Below are 17,137 nucleotides of genomic sequence, written 5' to 3'. Positions count from 1 at the left end.
GTACGTTAAGAACATGTACTCTTCTTTTCAAAGCATTCATTTATTGAGCAAATTATAGCAACGTCTTATCCGACTGTCAATTCTTTTTGAAAAAATAGTCGTTTTTACAGATTTGACTTACAAGGCTTCAAATTGACTTGGGTCAACCTCTTTGAAGCTGACAAGCCAAGCGTTCATTTCGTCTTCATCATTTAAGGTATCAATGGATTGATCGATTTTTTCATTTACGGAAGAAATCACGCCCGTCAATGGACTTGGAAATTCACTGACTGCTTTTTCCGCTTCCAGCTCAACAAGGGTCTCTCCTTGTTTTAAAGCAGTTCCTGCTTTTTGAATCGAAGCAAACGTGACCGCACCAAGTTCTTCTTGCGCTTCTTTTGTTAAACCGACACAATATTCTTTCCCGTTAAACAAAACCCACAAATTATCTTTTTTTCTTAAGCATTTCTTTTCCATGATTCTTGTAAGACTCCTTCATATTCATTTTCTTTAAATCCATTAATCAAAAAGCGGTCGCCGCTAACGAGTAGTGGGCGCTTGATCAACATACCATCGGTTGCCAGCACATCGGCTGCGTCTTGGGCAGTCATGGTCGGCACTTTTTCTTTTAATTGCAATTCACGGTATTTCATGCCGCTTGTGTTAAAGAAACGGGTTAACGGTGCTTCGCTTGATTGAATCCAAGCCAGCAATTGTTCCGGTTGAGGCGGTGTGGCCACCATATCGATCGCTTCAAAGGGAATCTCGTGCTCTTCTAACCAACGCTTCGCGTTTCGGCATGTACTGCATTTTGGGTACCAATAAAATGTAATCATGTGAACTCCTTAAAGTGTTTTTGGTGCGGTCTCAGCTTGATAGCGCATCGATAAAATCAAACCGATCCCAATCATATTGCTTAATAGGGCAGATCCTCCTTGGCTGATAAACGGCAGTGGAATCCCCGTCAACGGTAAGAGACCGATGTTTGCGCCAATGTTTTCAAACACATGGAAGAGAATCATCATAATGATCCCAGTTGCCAAGTAGGCATAAAATTCATTGTTGGTATCGAAACATACCCGGATCATCCGGTAGATCAAAATAAAATACAATAAAATGACAAACGCGCTGCCAATAAACCCAAAATTCTCACCGATCACCGAAAAGATCATATCGGATTCTCGGACCGGTACATACACATCGCTGACATTAAATCCTTTCCCGAACATCCCGCCAGAAGCGATCGCCATCAGAGCATACGCCAATTGGAAGGATTGCCCTTGGGTATCATGAAAAGGATCTAGCCACGAATCGATACGGGCAAACTGGTACTCTTTAAAGATCCCTGTATTGTACAGCAACTCACGACCAACATCGGTAGTCACTAAGAAAATCGTTCCGCCGCCGAGAATCACGAATGCCGCAATCACTGGCACAACGATTCGCCAAGAGATCCCCGACATCAAGAAGACCCCACCGAAAATCGCCAGAAAGACCAACATCGTACCAAAGTCGTTTTGCAAGGTGATCAGGATCAGTACTGGAATCGTGACGGCCAACATTTTCGCAATCAGCAACCCATCTGTTTTCAGATCTCGTTCCCGATGCTTGACATTGTGCTGTGTGACGACTAAGGCCAACATCATAATATAGGCGATCTTCATCAACTCTGACGGCTGGAGAGTAAAGGCCCCAAAACGGAACCAGTTTTTTGACCCTGTCGAGGCAGCCATTGTCCGGTCGTAAAATTTCAAAAGCGCCAACATGACGGCTAATCCGGCTCCATAAATATAGGGAGTCAATTTCCAAAGCCATTTTGATTTGATCTGCATGATAATAATCACCGCAATAATACCTAGCACATACCATAAAGCTTGAAACCCTAACGTTCGCAACATATTCGGGTTATTTGGATCGTGGGTCAACGCCACATACAAGGACGCCACACCAATCAGACATAATAAAAATACGGGTAGAATCACACCGTAATCAATTCGATTATCGTTCGTTTTTATTCGTGAATTTTCCATGTCCACACTCTCTTCTGTAGAATCTTTATCCATTATAGTGATATTTGAGGAGAAAAGAAAGGATTGTCCACGAGCATTCACAAAAAATTTAGAAACTTTAATGATTTTCGGGAAAAGAGGGTTAAAAACAATCCGAAATTGTTTAGAATTACAATGAAAGAAGGGCTATATTCTGATTCATATCTGATCAATCAGAGTAAAACGATCGTATATGTACTAGATAGGAAGTTCAGCGACATACTTTTCAATGAAAACTCGCTGAATTCGTCTATTCTCCTTACTTAATAAAATATCTTATTCTAAGTATTCTTCTTTATTTTAATTATTCTTTACTCAATGTAACCGAACAAAGCAACTTTAAATCAGTCAAAAATTGCCACCTTATTTTCGTTTCAAAGAAATAGCAACCTGTGACTACTTCCCTTAAGTTGCTCAGAATATAAATTGATGCACGACGAGCCTATTTACCACATTAATGTGGTAATGAAATGTTATTTACGCCACCACATAATTTCACTAGAATACAATTAAGGAAGCGCTTCCGGAGGTGAACCAATGATTTTAAATAATCGAGAACAACTACTGTTGCAACTACTATTAGAACAAACGGAGTTTCGCCCTGCCTCTTTTTTTCAAAAGCAGTTAAATGTATCCCAAAAAACGGTTTATAACAATTTAACGACTTTAGAAAAGAAACTAAAAGATTCGGGACTAGCTATCAAAAAAGTACCAAGAAAAGGAATCTTTTTATCTGGTTCTGAATCAGCAAAACAGAATGGTTATCGATTGTTAGCAAAAAAAGAGACTAAACTCGAACTATTTTCACCTAATTATCGTAAAATCTTTATTTTCGCTAACTATCTGTTTTCAGTAAAACCAATGCATTATCAGGAATTCTCTGAATATTTTTATATTAGCAACCAGTCAATAAAGAAAGATGTTGATGAAATCGTTGCTTTCTGTCGATTCCATCAAGTATCAACAAAAATGACTACTAGCGGACTCAAGCTAACCTCAGTTGAATCTGCTGCTCAAAACGTATTCAAATCTTTTTTAGAGAAGTATACCGACGCCAAAGCCAGTGAAAATCTTTTGGTCAACAATCTCTTTGACTCTAAGGTTCTCGATTTAACGAAGAAATTTGTCTCAGACATGACTCAAACAATCGGCCATCCAGTCAATAATTATTCTATTGAATCCTTGAAGCTTTCATTGCGAATTTTTCTTTCAAGACTTCTTATAGATAAACACATTGAAAAACAAGAGCATCTAGTATTTGACGAACTTAGACGAATGAAATTCTATATGATCGCGGTTGATTTTTCTGAAATGATCCAACAGCAACTACCTGTTCAATTTAGTGATACAGATATTCAATATGTATGTTCCTTGTTATTAGCACACGGCATCGAACCTTTTGGTCAAATGGATGAGCCTCACGAATCTACTATCACAAATTGTACGAAACAAATTATTCAAAAAATGTCACATATGTTAAACGCAGATCTGACACAAGATAAATTATTGCTGCAAACATTATTGGCTCATATCGTTCCCATGATCCATCGATCAAAGACAGGAATTTTATTGAAAAACCCACTGATAAAAAGTATCAAAAAACAATACTCAACAATGTATACATTGACCAAATATGCAATTGGAGATTTAGAGGAGCGATTTCAAATCTTATTAACAGAAGACGAAGTTTCTTTTCTGACGATCCATTTTCAGCTAGCCTTTGAAAAGATAAAAATTACTAACCATATACTAATTGTTTGCCAATCTGGTTTTGCTACATCGGAGTTGATTTTTAACCGTATCAAACAGACGATCGCTGCTGATACCGTACTGGAGATCATTCCTTTGAGTAAACTGGTCAGTACATCTCTTGAGACTGTTGATTTGATTATATCAACTATTCCATTGGACATTACAGCACTACCAGTTATTTATATTTCGCCGCTTCCTACTACCGAAGAAATAGGAAGAATCTCAGCAAAGATATCTAATCTTAATGAGAATGAGAAAAATTTTTACTCAAAAAAATACCAGAAAACGACTTTATTACAAAAATATTTAGATCCTACTTTCCTTTTTGTCAAAAAAAAGTTTCGAACAAAAAAAGATGTACTGGATTTTTTAGCAGATGATTATCTGAAAAAAAAGCTTGTTACAACGAAATTTAAGCATTCTCTATTTGAACGAGAGGAACTAGGAAGCACGGGCTTAAAGACAGGAGTAGCCATTCCACATGCTGATCCATATACAGTGAAAGAAACAAAACTTGCTTTTCTCACCCTCGATGCGCCAATTACTTGGGGAGACACAAAAATCCAACTGATTGTTTTGCTTGCGATTGCTGAAGAAAACATGATCGAGGCAAAAGAGTTGATCGCTTCGATTTACGGATTGTTTAACTCAGCCGAAGAAATTCAATGGATCGTTAATAGTCAAACGCAAGAAGAACTGTATCAAAGATTGTTAAGAGGAGGAAATTGATCATGTTTTTTGATCACCAAATCGTGTTACTTGAAAAAGATTTTAAAACAAAAGAGGAAGCTTTTCGACTATTAGCAGACGAACTCATCAAAACTCATTGTGTAAATGATCAGTTCTATCAAAATATCGTACAGCGAGAAGAAACCTTTCCTACAGGTTTAAAAATTAACGGCATTGGGGTAGCGATCCCACATACGGACAGCAAATTTGTTTTACGATCCCAAGTCGCTTTTATGTCACTTGCCTCTCCCCTTTCATTTATTGAAATGGGTTCGCAAGAAAAGAAAATCGATGTATCTCTGTTGTTCATGCTTGCATTGAAGGAACCACATGAGCAATTGGGTATGCTACAAAATCTTATCTCTATGTTTCAAACACCAGGTGTTTTGGAAGCCCTATCCGCAGTAACGACTAAAGAAGCGTATCTTTCGATTATTGAAAAAAATGGACTGCAATAAAAAGGAGGAACAATTATGTTAAATGCATTACAGTGGTTCGTTGATCTAGGTTCAATCGTTGTTTTGCCTATTTTAATTTTTATTTTTGGAATAATTTTGGGGACCAAGCCTGGCAAAGCCTTTACTTCAGCCTTAACTGTTGGTGTCGGGTTTGTTGGATTGAATTTGGTGATTGACCTTCTAAGCAGCAGCTTGGGTCCTGCCGCCCAGCATATGGTTGAACGTCTAGGATTAAATTTGACAACGATTGATGTCGGATGGCCTGCCGCAGCGGCAATTTCTTATGGGACGATTTTAGGAAGTCTTGCGATTCCGATTGGTGTGGTCCTAAATGTTCTACTCATCATTTTAGGGCTGACTAAAGTATTGAATGTAGATATTTGGAATATTTGGCACGCAGCCTTCATCTCTTCTCTGATTTATGCCCTCACTGGAGACTTTGCAATGGGGATCGCGGCCACCGTCATCTATTTGATGATGATTCTTTTAATGGGAGATATTTTAGGTCCGATCATTAATAAGTTCTACGGATTTCCTAATATCACTTTTCCTCATGGTACCGCCGCACCCGGATTCATCTTTGCACTACCGATGAATTGGCTCTTTGATCGTATTCCGGGACTAAAAGATTGGAAAGCAGATCCAGAAACCATTCAGAAAAAATTTGGTGTCTTTGGTGACTCTACTGTTATGGGCTTTTTGATTGGTCTCATCATGGGAATACTTGCCGGATATGACACAGCAGGTGTCGGCCAATTAGCCGTCCAAACAGGCGCTGTGATGGTTTTGATGCCTAAAATGGTTGCTTTACTGATGGAAGGACTAACACCTATTTCTGAATCTGCAAATGAATTCGTCAAAAAACGGTTTCCTGGAAGAGAGCTTTACATCGGTATGGATGCAGCATTATCGGTTGGTCATCCAGCTGTCCTTTCTTCCTCATTGCTGCTAGTTCCGATCACTATTTTGTTAGCCGTAGTTCTACCTGGCAATACGACCTTGCCTTTTGGTGATTTAGCAACCATTCCCTTTCTGATTTGCTTGATGGCTGCTGTTTTTGGAGGAAACATCATTCGAACGGTAATTGCTGGAACGATTTATATGGTAAGCATTCTCTATATTACTTCGTGGGCAGCACCGCTTGTCACTACTGCTGCTCGATCCGCAAACTTTGATCTACAAGGAAACTCTATGATCACTGCTATGGCTGAAGGTGGTTTATGGACCACATTCCTTTATGTCGGCTTAACCAAAATATTAAGCTGGGGCGGTTTAGCCATAATTGGTGTCTCTGTTTTGTTTGGATTGATTTATGTAAATAAAATTCGTCCCAAGAAACAACTATCAAAATAATAGGAGGAAATGATAATGAAAAAACTATTGATTATGTGCGGCACAGGTGTTGCAACTTCAACAATTGTAACAAATAAGGTAAAAGAATGGCTGAAAGAAAAAGGGATGACTGATCAAGTGAAACTGTATCAATCCAAAGTGGCAGATGAGATGAATAAAATTGATGACTATGACATCGTGGTGAGTACAACGGTTGTTCCAGACTCAATCAAAGATCGCGTAATTATGGGGCTGCCACTCTTAACAGGAATTGGTACAGAAGAAATGTACGCGGAAATCGAAAAGAAAATCAAAGAATAAGGAGAATGCCCTATGTTGGTCACAACAAAAGAACTATTCGCACATGCAGAAAAACACAACTATGCATTACCTGCAGCAAATTTTTTCGACTTAACTAGTGCAAGAACATACGCGGAGACTGCTGAACGTTTAAACAAGCCTTTGATATTGGCCTTCGCTCAGTCCCATATGAACATGTTGACTTTAGAAGAGGCTGCCATGATTGGAAAATTTTTGGCAAAGAAAAGCACTGCACCTATCGCTCTGCACCTAGATCATGGTACCGATGAAGAGGTCATCAAAAAAGCCATTCATTTAGGTTTTACTTCCGTAATGATCGATGCTTCTGAGGAGCCATTTGAAGAAAATGTCCGCCGATCAAAGGAGATCGCCGATTACGCTCATAAAAATGGTGTCGTTGTTGAAGCCGAAATCGGGCACGTCGGGTCGGAAAACAGTCTGGAATCAGCCGGAAATAGTCAATCTATTTACACAGAACCTTCTGAGGCTGTTGCATTTGCCAAATTAACCGGGGTTGATTCGTTGGCAGTTTCTATTGGCACCTCTCACGGACATTATCAAGGGATTCCCAAAATAAATTTTGACGTTTTAAAGGAAATACACCTTGCCGTCAGTATTCCTCTTGTTCTGCATGGTGGGTCCTCTTCTGGCGATGAAAACCTTGAAAAATGTGCCTTAGAAGGTATCCGTAAAATAAACATTTTTACTGACTTTGTCACTGCTGCTATGAATGAAATTAACAAAAATCAACCAAATGACTATTTCGATTTACTTCACTCAGCAAGCAATGGAATGGCCAAAACACTCGAGCACTATTTTACAGTCTTTCATACCAAACCTTATCGTGAAGGAGAAAACAAATGAAAAAAAGAACCTTAAGAACGCCATTCTTTGTCGTCAATCCCAAAGCCTATCTTTATGGAAACCAAGCATTGGCATTGGCAAAAGTTGCTGATGAGTTGTCATCTTTGTATGACATCGACATTCTATTTACTGTTCAGCATGCAGACGTTTCTTTAATTAAACAGGCAACAACACATTTATTCGTCACTGTCCAACATTTAGACGGAATCGAAATTGGTCGTGGAATGGGCTATGTTTTACCCGAAGCAGTGGCAGAAGCCGGAGCTGAAGCTACCTTTTTAAACCATGCTGAACACCCCATGACATTGCAAGAACTGACTAAAGCGATTCAGCGCTCAAATGAATTGGGTCTCTTAACAATTGTGTGTGCGAATTCATTGACTGAAGCGAGAGCCGCGGCTTCCCTGAAACCGGATGTGATGGTTTGCGAGCCAACCGAACTAATTGGGACAGGACAAACCAGTGATCTTCAATACATGACGGAAACAAATCGTGTTGTTCGGGAAATTGATCCAGAAATCCTGATTTTGCAGGCTGCTGGTATATCTAGTGCGGCCGATGTTGAAAAAGCTTTGTCGTCAGGTGCTGATGGTACCGGAGGGACAAGCGGCATTGTGCAAGCAGATGATCCCGTTCAAACCCTTACAGAAATGATCAAACAAGCGGTGAAGCATAAAAAGGAGGATTAACACTGTGAAATTTTTAAAAGAGCAACTGACGTTAACTTCTAACGGGAATCGAGTGTCTTACCACAACATCACAGAAGAAGTGAAAACGATGGTTGAAAAAAGCGGAATTTCAAATGGAATCTGTCTCGTACAGTCTCCCCATACGACCTGTTCTGTTATCTTTGAAGAATACATGCATGATACAGACTTTAACGGAGATGAATTTCTTCAAGTTGATTTAAACCGAATTCTCGATAAAATTATTCCTCGTGAACTATCAGAAAATACCGATTATCGTTATCCTGGACCAAAGCATTTAGAATTTTTGATGAGTCTGGACGATCCAAACTACCCAACAGATCCAGCAACGATTTTAAACGGCGATGCCCATATTCGCTCGAGTTTTTTCGGTGCAAGCGAAAGTTTTATTTTAAGTAACGGCAAGCTAGAGATCGGCTCTGTAGGCTATATCTATTTTGTTGATTTCGATCAAAATCGTGTGCGAAATAGGACATGCCATGTAATGCTAATGGGCGAATAAGAACAGTTATCGGGTAAATCAGGAAAAATTGAGATTACTTATCACCTGCAAAAGAAAAACCATGAATCCTCTAAAAGAGGATTCATGGTTTTTCATTTCTTATGCCAGCTGCAGGATTCGAACCTGTGACCTACGCGTTACGAGTGCGTTGCTCTACCAACTGAGCTAAGCTGGCGTTGTATGGCACAAAGAAAATTATATGCAAAAACGGTTGTTTTGTAAAGAGGTCTGCTGAAAAAAATCTACTTACTGAAATTTTCCGAAAATTGTGATATAATAGAAGTATCAAGGAGGTTTTTACATGGCAACATTTGGTAAATTCGAAACAACAATTGTCCCGTCACAAGAAGGTTCAACGTTTGAGGTCGCTACTCCTGTCATGTTCACGTTCCATGGGAAGAAACAAACTGGTACCATCACAAAGCAGTTGAAAAACTCTGCGGTGGTCGAGCTGAACGAAACCCCAGAAAACCAGAAATTAGTTTCGCAAAGTAATGGTGTATTGATCATCAATTACAAACAATTAACCAAACTATAACCCGTTTAATGCAAGGAGAAAATCAGTTGATTTTCTCCTTTTTTCATTGTCTGATTTTATGAAAAGCTAAAAAAAGCCATGGATAACCGATCGAACCGTTTTGGCAGTCGATCTTCTTCCATGGCATCATTGACGAGGCAAAACTTGAAGCAGTTGCCTTTGTCTTATTTGTATTGATTTATTTTGTACCGAATAGACGGTCACCGGCATCGCCCAAACCAGGAACGATATAGCCGTGTTCATTTAGGCGTTCATCAAGATTTGCAGTGTAGATATCAACATCTGGATGGGCATCTTGCAATGCTTTCACGCCTTCTGGTGCAGCAACTAAGCAGACGAATTTCATGTTTGAAGCGCCGCGTTTTTTCAGTGCGTCGATCGCCATGATCGCTGAACCGCCCGTAGCTAACATTGGGTCAACGATAAATAATTGACGTTCATCGATATCTTCAGGTAATTTTACGAAGTATTCGTGTGGTTCTAGCGTTTCTTCATCACGGTACATCCCGATATGACCAACTTTTGCGGCTGGGATCAATTCAAGGATACCATCAACCATGCCTAGACCTGCGCGCAGGATCGGAATGATCGCTACCTTTTTACCAGATAGTGTTTTTTGTGTTGATTCTTCAATTGGTGTTTCAATCACTAGATCTTCAAGCGGCATGTCGCGAGACACTTCATACGCCATCAACATTGCGATTTCATTAACAACTTCACGGAAAACCTTTGTTCCACAGTTCTTGTCGCGGATCATTGTTAATTTGTGTTGGATCAGCGGGTGATCGATTACTTGAAATTTACCCATTTAAAAAAATCTCCTTTGGTTTTTCTCTTATTTTAAAGCAAATCGGCTCTTGTTACAACCATCTGCCACAGGCAATACTGCTTTTCCTCAAAAAAAGGATTGTGTTAGAAGGAAGGAGACAAGACGGCATGTAACACGCCTCTACGTTCATTCTAGCCCCTTTTTCACTTTTGGTGATCAAAGGAGCTGGAGCGTAGGAAAAACGCGTGAGACGTCTTGTCTGACCTTAACTTCTGTCACAGTCCCAATTTATTTGTTTTTGTAAAGTGGATAGTTGTCCGTCAATTCTTTGACTTGCGTCGCTACTTCTGCCAAGACGGCTTCATCATTTGGTTTTTCTAAAACTTTGACGATCAATTTCGCCACTTCGACACAATCTTCTTCTTTAAAGCCACGACTAGTGATCGCTGGTGTCCCCACGCGAATCCCACTCGTTTTGAAAGGACTTAATGATTCGAAAGGAATAGAGTTTTTATTGACGGTGATATTGACTTGATCCAGCAATGCTTCTGCTTCTTTTCCGTTCAAATCAAAGCCACGCACATCGATCAATAATAGGTGATTGTCTGTTGCACCAGAGACCAAGCGAGCTTGTGGTGCTTGGTTGAAGACTTTCGCCATTGCTTGCGCATTGCGAATGACTTGTTCAGAGTACTCTTTGAACGACGCATCTTGTGCTTCTTTAAAAGCAACAGCTTTCGCTGCAATCACGTGCTCTAATGGGCCGCCTTGAATACCAGGGAAAACGGCACTATTGATTTTTTTCGCTAAATCTTCATCATTTGTTAAAATCAAGCCGCCTCGAGGGCCGCGTAATGTTTTATGGGTCGTAGAAGTCGTGATGTCCGCATAAGGAACTGGGTTTGGATGAAGACCAGCCGCTACTAAACCAGCGATATGCGCCATATCCACCATCAATTTTGCGCCAACTTCATCGGCGATTTCACGGAACTTCGCAAAATCGATTGTACGTGAGTAAGCACTGGCACCGGCAACGATCAGTTTCGGTTGATGCTTGCGCGCCAAAATACGAACGACATTGTAGTCAATGACTTCTGTTGCAGGATCAACACCATAACTAACAAAATTATAGGTCTTGCCGCTGAAATTCACTGGTGAGCCATGGGTCAAATGACCGCCTGCGGAAAGATCCATCCCTAATACTGTATCGCCTGTTTCGATCAACGCTAAATAAGCTGCTGTGTTGGCTTGAGAACCAGAATGCGGTTGAACATTGGCATATGCCGCACCGAAAATACTTTTCGCCCGTTCAATTGCTAAGTTTTCTACCACATCAACAAATTCACAGCCGCCATAGTAACGACGACCTGGATAACCTTCAGCGTATTTATTTGTCAAAATACTACCTTGCGCAGCCATTACACCTTCTGAAACGATATTTTCAGACGCAATCAATTCCAAATTGTTTTGTTGACGATTCGTTTCTTTTTCGATCGCTTGCCACAATTCGGGATCAAACGTTTGATAATCCATGCTTACAACACCCCTTTACCTTAATGGTAGCATTGTATCACATTTCTTCATAAGCTACCTATAATGAATTCTGGTTTTTTGCTAATTTTCTTGAAAGAAACTTTGATTTGCAGCTTTTTTCAACCGATTCATATAAGCAGCCCCTAAGCCGCTTTCTGGAAACGTGGGTGAGAATAAGACATCTAGCTCAGCAATCGATTCATCTAACGCCCGTAACCCCGCAAACAGCCCTTTTGTCGCAGCTTCCACACTGTCATCAAAAAATAAATAGATGGCTGCAGCTTCGAAGCGGACCTGCTCGGCGATCGTCGGTCCAGCTAAAACACCTACCTTAAGCTGCTGTTCTCTCGCCCAAGCCATGGCTGCCGACCAATCTTGGTCATTGACCATCATGACGTTGGTATTCGGTGCATAGTGCTTGTATTTCATGCCTGGCGCTTTGGGTGCTTCACTTTCTGTTACTAAATGCTGATCGACGAGGACTTTTGTTTGTAAGACTGCTTCAAGCTGTTCTTTAGAGATTGCACCAGGGCGTAAGATGATCGGCGGTGCCGTTGGGTCACTCAAATCTAAGACCGTTGATTCGACACCGATCTGTGTCACCCCATCGTCCAAGATGCCAGCGATTTTGCCTGCCAGATCATGCTGAACATGCGCAGCTGATGTTGGGCTTGGTTTACCAGATGTATTTGCGCTAGGACCAACCAATGGCTGTTGGGCTTGTTTGATCAACGCTAACGTCTTGGTGTTGTTGGGCATCCGAAACGCCGCTGTGGATAAGCCGCCAGTAACGATGCTAGGTAAGCTGTCTTTTTTGATCGAAAAGATCAAGGTTAGGGGCCCAGGCCAGAAAGTTTCCATCAATTTATCAGCAAAAGGATGCTTGTTATCCACAAACGGTTCCAACTGCTCTGGCTCGGCAATATGAACGATCAAAGGGTTGTCACTAGGTCGTCCTTTGACTTGATACACTTGCGCAACAGCCTTTGGCAAAAGCGCGCTAGCCCCTAGTCCATAGACAGTTTCCGTCGGGAACGCCACTAATCCCCCCTCAGCTAAGATAGCTGCTGCTTCGTTTAACTTTGATTGATCAAAAATTTTTGTTTCCACAATTTATCCACATCCTTTTTTGAGAAGTTTCCACACTTATCAACATTTTCTCGTTTCTTATCCACATTTTGTGGATAAGTCGTTTGTCAAGTGTGGATAACCTTGTTTATAACTCCATTTATTCCCAAATTGTTCATTTCATAAGGTTTTTGCACTTTTTCTGTAGCAAAAAAAATTTATTTATCCACATCTTGTGGATGACTGACAAACACCATCCGATCTTGACCCGCAAGATCTTTTACTACGGTAACTTCTTTGTTGGGAAAAGCGGCTGCAAAAAGCTGTTGAACAGCTTGTCCTTGCTGGAAGCCGATTTCCAGCGCCATTTGCCCACTTGGTGCCAAACACTTCGGTGCTTGCTGTGCTAATTGCTTATAGATCGCCAATCCTTGTTCTTGAGCAAAAAGCGCCATTTTAGGTTCTTTTTCCCGTACGCTGATATCCATCAGCGGCCACTCTTCAGCGCTGATATACGGCGGGTTGGAAACGATCAGATCCCATTGCTGATCTGCCACAGGCTCCAAGGTATCTCCTTGGAAAAAGCGGATCTCCGCACCTAAGGCTGTCGCATTTTCTTTAGCAACAGCTAACGCCTCTGCTGAAAGATCCACGGCACTTACCGACCACTGGGGACGTGCCAATTTTAAGGCAATGGCGATCGCTCCTGTACCCGTGCCAATGTCAACGACTCGTAGCGGCTGATCTGCTGGTAGTTTTGCCAGACAGTTTTCCACCAGCTCTTCGGTTTCTGGACGCGGGATCAAGGTTGCAGGGGTCACTTTTAAGCGATGACCATAAAATTCTTCATACCCCAATAAATATTGCGGGGGTTCATGCTGTAGCAACTGTTCAAGATCTGCTGCGATCTGTGCCTCATCTTCCCTTAGGATGGGTTGGTCCATCTGCAGCAGCCAATCGAGTTGCTGCCAGTTTTTTCGCTGTAAAAACAGGTATTGGATCGCATACCCGTCCAGTCCTTTCGTTTCTAAAAAAGAAGAAGCCCGTGAAAGGACTTCTCGATAGGTTTTAGCCATTTTGCATCTCATCTAATTTTGATGTTTGATCGTAAACGATCAGTGCATCAACAATTTCATCGAGTTTTCCAGCTAAAATTTGATCCAATTTTTGAATAGTCAACCCGATACGGTGATCTGTTACGCGGTTTTGCGGGAAGTTATAGGTCCGGATCCGTTCAGAACGATCGCCGGTACCCACTGCTGATTTACGGTTTGCATCGTATTCGCTTTGTGCTTCTTGCTGCATTTGGTCATAGACCCGTGCCCGCAAGACTTTCATCGCTTTCTCACGGTTTTTCAGCTGTGAACGCTCATCTTGCATCGCAACAGCGATCCCAGTTGGCAAGTGAGTCAAACGAACAGCAGAAGCTGTTTTGTTAACGTGCTGACCACCGGCACCAGAGGCATGGTAAATATCGGTACGAATATCTTTGTCTGCGATATCGATTTCGACTTCTTCTGCTTCAGGCATAACCACGACCGTTGCCGTAGACGTATGGATTCGGCCTTGTGATTCGGTAGACGGTACCCTTTGCACTCGGTGGGCGCCGCTCTCATATTTCAATTTTGAAAAGACGTTGTCGCCAGTGATCATCATGATGACTTCTTTGTAGCCGCCGATCCCAGTGACGTTGGCATCCATGACTTCGACTTTCCAGCCTTGGTTTTCCGCATATTTTTGATACATATTGAAAAGATCGCCAGCAAATAAGGCTGCTTCGTCGCCGCCTGCTGCACCACGGATCTCCATGATGATGTTTTTGTCATCATTCGGGTCTTTTGGCAACAACAAAATCTTGATGCGTTCTTCTAAAACGTCTTTTTCTTTTTTCAAGTCAGAGAGTTCTTCTTTGGCCATCTCAGCCATTTCTGCATCTAGGTTTTCCCCAAGCATTTCTTCAGTGTCCTTGATTCCTTCAACGACTTCTTTGTAACGGCGGTAGACTTCCACCGTTTCCCGTGTATTGGCTTCTTCTTTTGAAAGCTGCATGAAGCGTTTGGTGTCAGAGATCACGGCTGGATCACTTAGTAATTCGCCTAATTCTTCGTAACGGTCTTCGATTGCTTGTAACTGATCGTACATTGATTATTCTCCTTCTTTTTTCATTCCCGGGTGAAAGTAATGCTTGCGGCAAACTGGATAATACGCTTCATTGCCGCCGATTTGTACTTGATCGCCCTCGTAAACGGGTTTTCCGTCGATATAGTGCAAGTTCATGGTTGCTTTTTTATGACAGAACCAGCAGATGGTTTTCATCTCTTCGATTTTATCTGCGTAAAGCAGCAAGTATTTTGAGCCTTCAAATAATTCATTGCGGAAATCATTTTTCAAGCCAAAGGCCATTACAGGAATACCTAACTCATCCACGATTTTGGTGAAAGCCAGCACGTGATGCTTCTTTAGGAACTGTGCTTCGTCGATCAAAATACAATAAGGTTTATAACCGAGGTCTTTGATCAAATGAAATAGATCCGTTTCATCAAAAATCGGGATCGCGTCTCGCTCTAAGCCGATGCGACTCGAAACATTTCCCACGCCGCTTCTCGTGTCCAATCCACTTGTCATGATCACGACTGGTTTGTCTTGTTCTTCATAGTTGTGAGCAACTTTCAGTATCTCGATCGTTTTCCCACTATTCATTGCGCCATATTTAAAAAAAAGCTGTGCCATCTCGCCCATCCTTCCTCATACTCCTTTGGTATTATACTTGAAAAAGGAGAATTTTTACAGACTTAAATTCGACACACGCCGCCTTTTACGCAAGAGTTTTACGAAAAGTTAACGGATTTTTTGCTGCCGGTACTTCTTAATCATTTCTGGCTTTTCTGGCCACTTCTGCCAATACTTGACAAGCCAGTGGATATTCTGGATTTTCATTCCCATTGATATCCGTTGCAATGATCACAAAACCGAGCTGCTGGTAGAGCTTGATTGCTGCGTGGCTCCACGTTTGCGTATGAAGATACATCGGCTCGTTGGCTGCCTCTAAGACAGAAACGACTTGCGTGACCAAGCCGCGAGCGATCCCTTGACGTTGAGCTTGCGGCATTACTGCTACCCAATGGACTAGCGGAACCGGTGTACCGTCTTGCTTGGCTTTTTTCCAAGCGGTAGCCGTGCCGACCGGTGTACCTGTTTGATCAAGGGCAAAAAACATTCGCTGTCCTAGCTGTGCTTGCTCGGGCATAAATTCTTTTTCAAAATACGCCAATGCCTCTTCCTCATTGTCAAACTCTCCGACGGATGTTTCGATCCGTGCCCAGTGCCTTTCGTCTCCTGCTTGGTAGCTGCGTAGCGAATAGTTATCGGATTGAATGGGCTGGATCGGTGTGCTTTTGTGTGCTCGCTTCATCCAGATTTCTGCATATGGAATTGATTTATCTAACATTGGTTGTGCCTCTCTTTCCTTGGTTTCGTCCTTGTTCAACGGTTTCTTTGGGATTCAATCACGTAATTTCTTTACTAGAAAAATTTCTGTTAGCTGATTTTGCGTATGGGCGATTCTCCCGATTTCTTCATAGCCCACTCGCTGATAAAAATCTGGTGCTTGGAAATCAAAAGTCGCCGTCTGGCAATTTTCACAGCCAAATGCTTTCAACTGCTGTTCAAGATCCGTAAGAATCTGCTTGCCATACCCTTTTCCCCGCTCGGATGCTTTGACCCACAGGGTGTCAAGATAGCCGATATGATACATTGAGGCGTAGGCAATACCGCCAGCAATCACCACACCCTCTTTTTTGATTACACTGCTAAAGTTCTGATAGGTCTCTGTTTGTGTAAATGGTTTTTGATGCTTTGTGTATGCTGTTAATGCTGTTTCTAACGCAGCCAATTCTTGGTCTGTTCCTTGTTCAATGATTCGCGCCATATTCAATCACTCCTTCTTGTTTCTTGATAATCTGCGATGATCTGATCGACCGTTTCTGCTATCGTTAGGCCTTCTTTGATCAGTCTTTCCTCTGAAGATCCTTTTGGGAAAAGCAAGTCTCGCTCAAGCCACCATTTACGCATCGCTTCCTCGGAAAAATAGTCTCGCTGCATTCGGGTCTGATGTCTTTTGACCGTTTCCTCGAAAGAAAGATCAAAATAATAAACTAGCTTTTTTTGGGGAAAGAGTTTCATTAGAAAGTCGAGAAAGTCTTGGTATTTTTCACGAGAATAAATCCCCTCAACAAGTATCATCGGCACTTTCCCCTTCGCATATAGAACAGCTTCTTTCATCAAACCGCTGGCTAAATTATTAGGGGTATCTTTGACACAAAAAATTTCTCGCCGAAAAACATCTTGTGAAATCAGCACTGCCTCTTCCCCAAAAACGTGCTGAACAGCTTTGGCAATAGTGGTTTTTCCGCTGCCAGAATTCCCCCGTAGTAAAATTAACATGCTTTCCATGGGCGGTTCCTTTCTTCGTTAGTAAGTTATCTAAGCATATCTCTTGTTTTTCTCTACTAGAAGCATACCATAGAAGCAAAGGAGG

Annotated in this window: 20 protein-coding genes, 1 tRNA gene and 1 other annotated feature (1 of these 22 running past the window's edge); of the genes, 8 read left to right on the top strand and 13 right to left on the bottom strand. The window is 41.6% G+C overall.

Annotation, left to right across the window (positions count from 1 at the left end):
- Positions 1-40 (bottom strand) — a binding site (T-box leader); it reaches 210 nt to the left of the window's first position.
- Positions 41-117: 77 nt separating this feature from the next.
- From IGI89_RS07115 to IGI89_RS07105, 3 genes are read right to left on the bottom strand one after another with little or no spacing between them, the layout of a single operon-like run.
- On the bottom strand, positions 118-456 hold the full coding sequence (locus IGI89_RS07115; protein ID WP_010749086.1) for a glycine cleavage system protein H: 339 nt from the start codon (positions 454-456) through the stop codon (positions 118-120).
- Positions 438-815: an arsenate reductase family protein gene (locus tag IGI89_RS07110; protein WP_008379379.1), complete on the bottom strand. Its 378-nt coding sequence runs from the start codon at positions 813-815 to the stop codon at positions 438-440. The genes IGI89_RS07115 and IGI89_RS07110 overlap by 19 nt, the downstream gene beginning before the upstream one ends.
- A 9-nt stretch (positions 816-824) precedes the next feature.
- The gene (locus IGI89_RS07105) at positions 825-2,009 is read right to left on the bottom strand and encodes an FtsW/RodA/SpoVE family cell cycle protein (protein WP_034872154.1); all 1,185 of its coding nucleotides are present in this window, start codon (positions 2,007-2,009) and stop codon (positions 825-827) included.
- Positions 2,010-2,564: 555 nt separating this feature from the next.
- On the opposite strand from IGI89_RS07105, the gene IGI89_RS07100 reads away from it, so the two are divergent.
- Genes IGI89_RS07100 through IGI89_RS07070 form a run of 7 tightly spaced genes read left to right on the top strand, consistent with a single transcriptional unit; the run spans position 2,565 to position 8,692 of the window.
- Complete coding sequence (locus tag IGI89_RS07100; protein WP_016612940.1) at positions 2,565-4,508, top strand: BglG family transcription antiterminator; 1,944 nt, start codon at positions 2,565-2,567, stop codon at positions 4,506-4,508.
- A gap of 2 nt (positions 4,509-4,510) precedes the next feature.
- Entirely contained in the window at positions 4,511-4,966 is a 456-nt protein-coding gene (locus IGI89_RS07095; RefSeq protein WP_008379372.1) for a PTS sugar transporter subunit IIA, read from the top strand.
- Between the two features lie 15 nt (positions 4,967-4,981).
- On the top strand, positions 4,982-6,319 hold the full coding sequence (locus IGI89_RS07090) for a PTS galactitol transporter subunit IIC (protein ID WP_005233598.1): 1,338 nt from the start codon (positions 4,982-4,984) through the stop codon (positions 6,317-6,319).
- Positions 6,320-6,334: 15 nt separating this feature from the next.
- A complete protein-coding gene (locus tag IGI89_RS07085) occupies positions 6,335-6,619 on the top strand; it encodes a PTS sugar transporter subunit IIB (RefSeq protein ID WP_008379369.1) in 285 nt (94 codons plus the stop codon).
- Between the two features lie 12 nt (positions 6,620-6,631).
- Positions 6,632-7,483, top strand: a complete 852-nt coding sequence (locus IGI89_RS07080) for a class II fructose-bisphosphate aldolase (RefSeq protein WP_016621926.1) — start codon at positions 6,632-6,634, stop codon at positions 7,481-7,483.
- Entirely contained in the window at positions 7,480-8,172 is a 693-nt protein-coding gene (locus IGI89_RS07075) for a triose-phosphate isomerase (protein WP_086298299.1), read from the top strand. The genes IGI89_RS07080 and IGI89_RS07075 overlap by 4 nt, the downstream gene beginning before the upstream one ends.
- 4 nt (positions 8,173-8,176) lie before the next feature.
- On the top strand, positions 8,177-8,692 hold the full coding sequence (locus IGI89_RS07070; RefSeq protein ID WP_005227898.1) for a YjbQ family protein: 516 nt from the start codon (positions 8,177-8,179) through the stop codon (positions 8,690-8,692).
- A gap of 102 nt (positions 8,693-8,794) precedes the next feature.
- Here the strand turns inward: IGI89_RS07070 and IGI89_RS07065 are convergent.
- A tRNA-Thr gene (locus IGI89_RS07065) sits at positions 8,795-8,867 on the bottom strand.
- A 126-nt stretch (positions 8,868-8,993) separates the two neighbouring features.
- Between IGI89_RS07065 and IGI89_RS07060 the strand changes: the two genes are divergently transcribed.
- The gene (locus IGI89_RS07060) at positions 8,994-9,230 is read left to right on the top strand and encodes a hypothetical protein (RefSeq protein WP_005227896.1); all 237 of its coding nucleotides are present in this window, start codon (positions 8,994-8,996) and stop codon (positions 9,228-9,230) included.
- Positions 9,231-9,408: 178 nt separating this feature from the next.
- Here the strand turns inward: IGI89_RS07060 and upp are convergent, their stop codons facing one another.
- The 9 genes from upp to IGI89_RS07015 all read right to left on the bottom strand — a co-directional run bounded on the left by upp (position 9,409) and on the right by IGI89_RS07015 (position 17,052).
- On the bottom strand, positions 9,409-10,038 hold the full coding sequence (upp, locus tag IGI89_RS07055; protein WP_005227894.1) for a uracil phosphoribosyltransferase: 630 nt from the start codon (positions 10,036-10,038) through the stop codon (positions 9,409-9,411).
- Between the two features lie 249 nt (positions 10,039-10,287).
- A complete protein-coding gene (glyA, locus tag IGI89_RS07050) occupies positions 10,288-11,532 on the bottom strand; it encodes a serine hydroxymethyltransferase (RefSeq protein WP_005233585.1) in 1,245 nt (414 codons plus the stop codon).
- 81 nt (positions 11,533-11,613) lie between these two features.
- Positions 11,614-12,642: an L-threonylcarbamoyladenylate synthase gene (locus IGI89_RS07045; RefSeq protein WP_438735472.1), complete on the bottom strand. Its 1,029-nt coding sequence runs from the start codon at positions 12,640-12,642 to the stop codon at positions 11,614-11,616.
- A gap of 176 nt (positions 12,643-12,818) precedes the next feature.
- A complete protein-coding gene (gene prmC / locus IGI89_RS07040) occupies positions 12,819-13,676 on the bottom strand; it encodes a peptide chain release factor N(5)-glutamine methyltransferase (RefSeq protein ID WP_005233577.1) in 858 nt (285 codons plus the stop codon).
- Positions 13,669-14,742 (bottom strand): peptide chain release factor 1, encoded by a 1,074-nt coding sequence (gene prfA, locus IGI89_RS07035; protein WP_005227884.1) that lies wholly within the window; start codon positions 14,740-14,742, stop codon positions 13,669-13,671. Before prfA ends, prmC begins: the two co-directional genes overlap by 8 nt.
- 3 nt (positions 14,743-14,745) lie before the next feature.
- The gene (locus IGI89_RS07030) at positions 14,746-15,330 is read right to left on the bottom strand and encodes a thymidine kinase (protein WP_005227882.1); all 585 of its coding nucleotides are present in this window, start codon (positions 15,328-15,330) and stop codon (positions 14,746-14,748) included.
- Positions 15,331-15,466: 136 nt separating this feature from the next.
- Positions 15,467-16,048, bottom strand: a complete 582-nt coding sequence (locus tag IGI89_RS07025) for a GNAT family N-acetyltransferase (RefSeq protein WP_008379353.1) — start codon at positions 16,046-16,048, stop codon at positions 15,467-15,469.
- A gap of 54 nt (positions 16,049-16,102) precedes the next feature.
- On the bottom strand, positions 16,103-16,528 hold the full coding sequence (locus tag IGI89_RS07020; RefSeq protein ID WP_005233566.1) for a GNAT family N-acetyltransferase: 426 nt from the start codon (positions 16,526-16,528) through the stop codon (positions 16,103-16,105).
- Positions 16,529-16,530: 2 nt separating this feature from the next.
- Positions 16,531-17,052, bottom strand: a complete 522-nt coding sequence (locus tag IGI89_RS07015) for an AAA family ATPase (RefSeq protein WP_008379349.1) — start codon at positions 17,050-17,052, stop codon at positions 16,531-16,533.
- Between the last annotated feature and the right edge of the window lie 85 nt (positions 17,053-17,137).

Origin of the sequence: Enterococcus sp. AZ141 (assembly GCF_051714385.1) — a bacterium.
Lineage (GTDB): Bacteria > Bacillota > Bacilli > Lactobacillales > Enterococcaceae > Enterococcus_D > Enterococcus_D entomosocium.
This window is presented reverse-complemented; position numbering and strand designations above follow the sequence as displayed.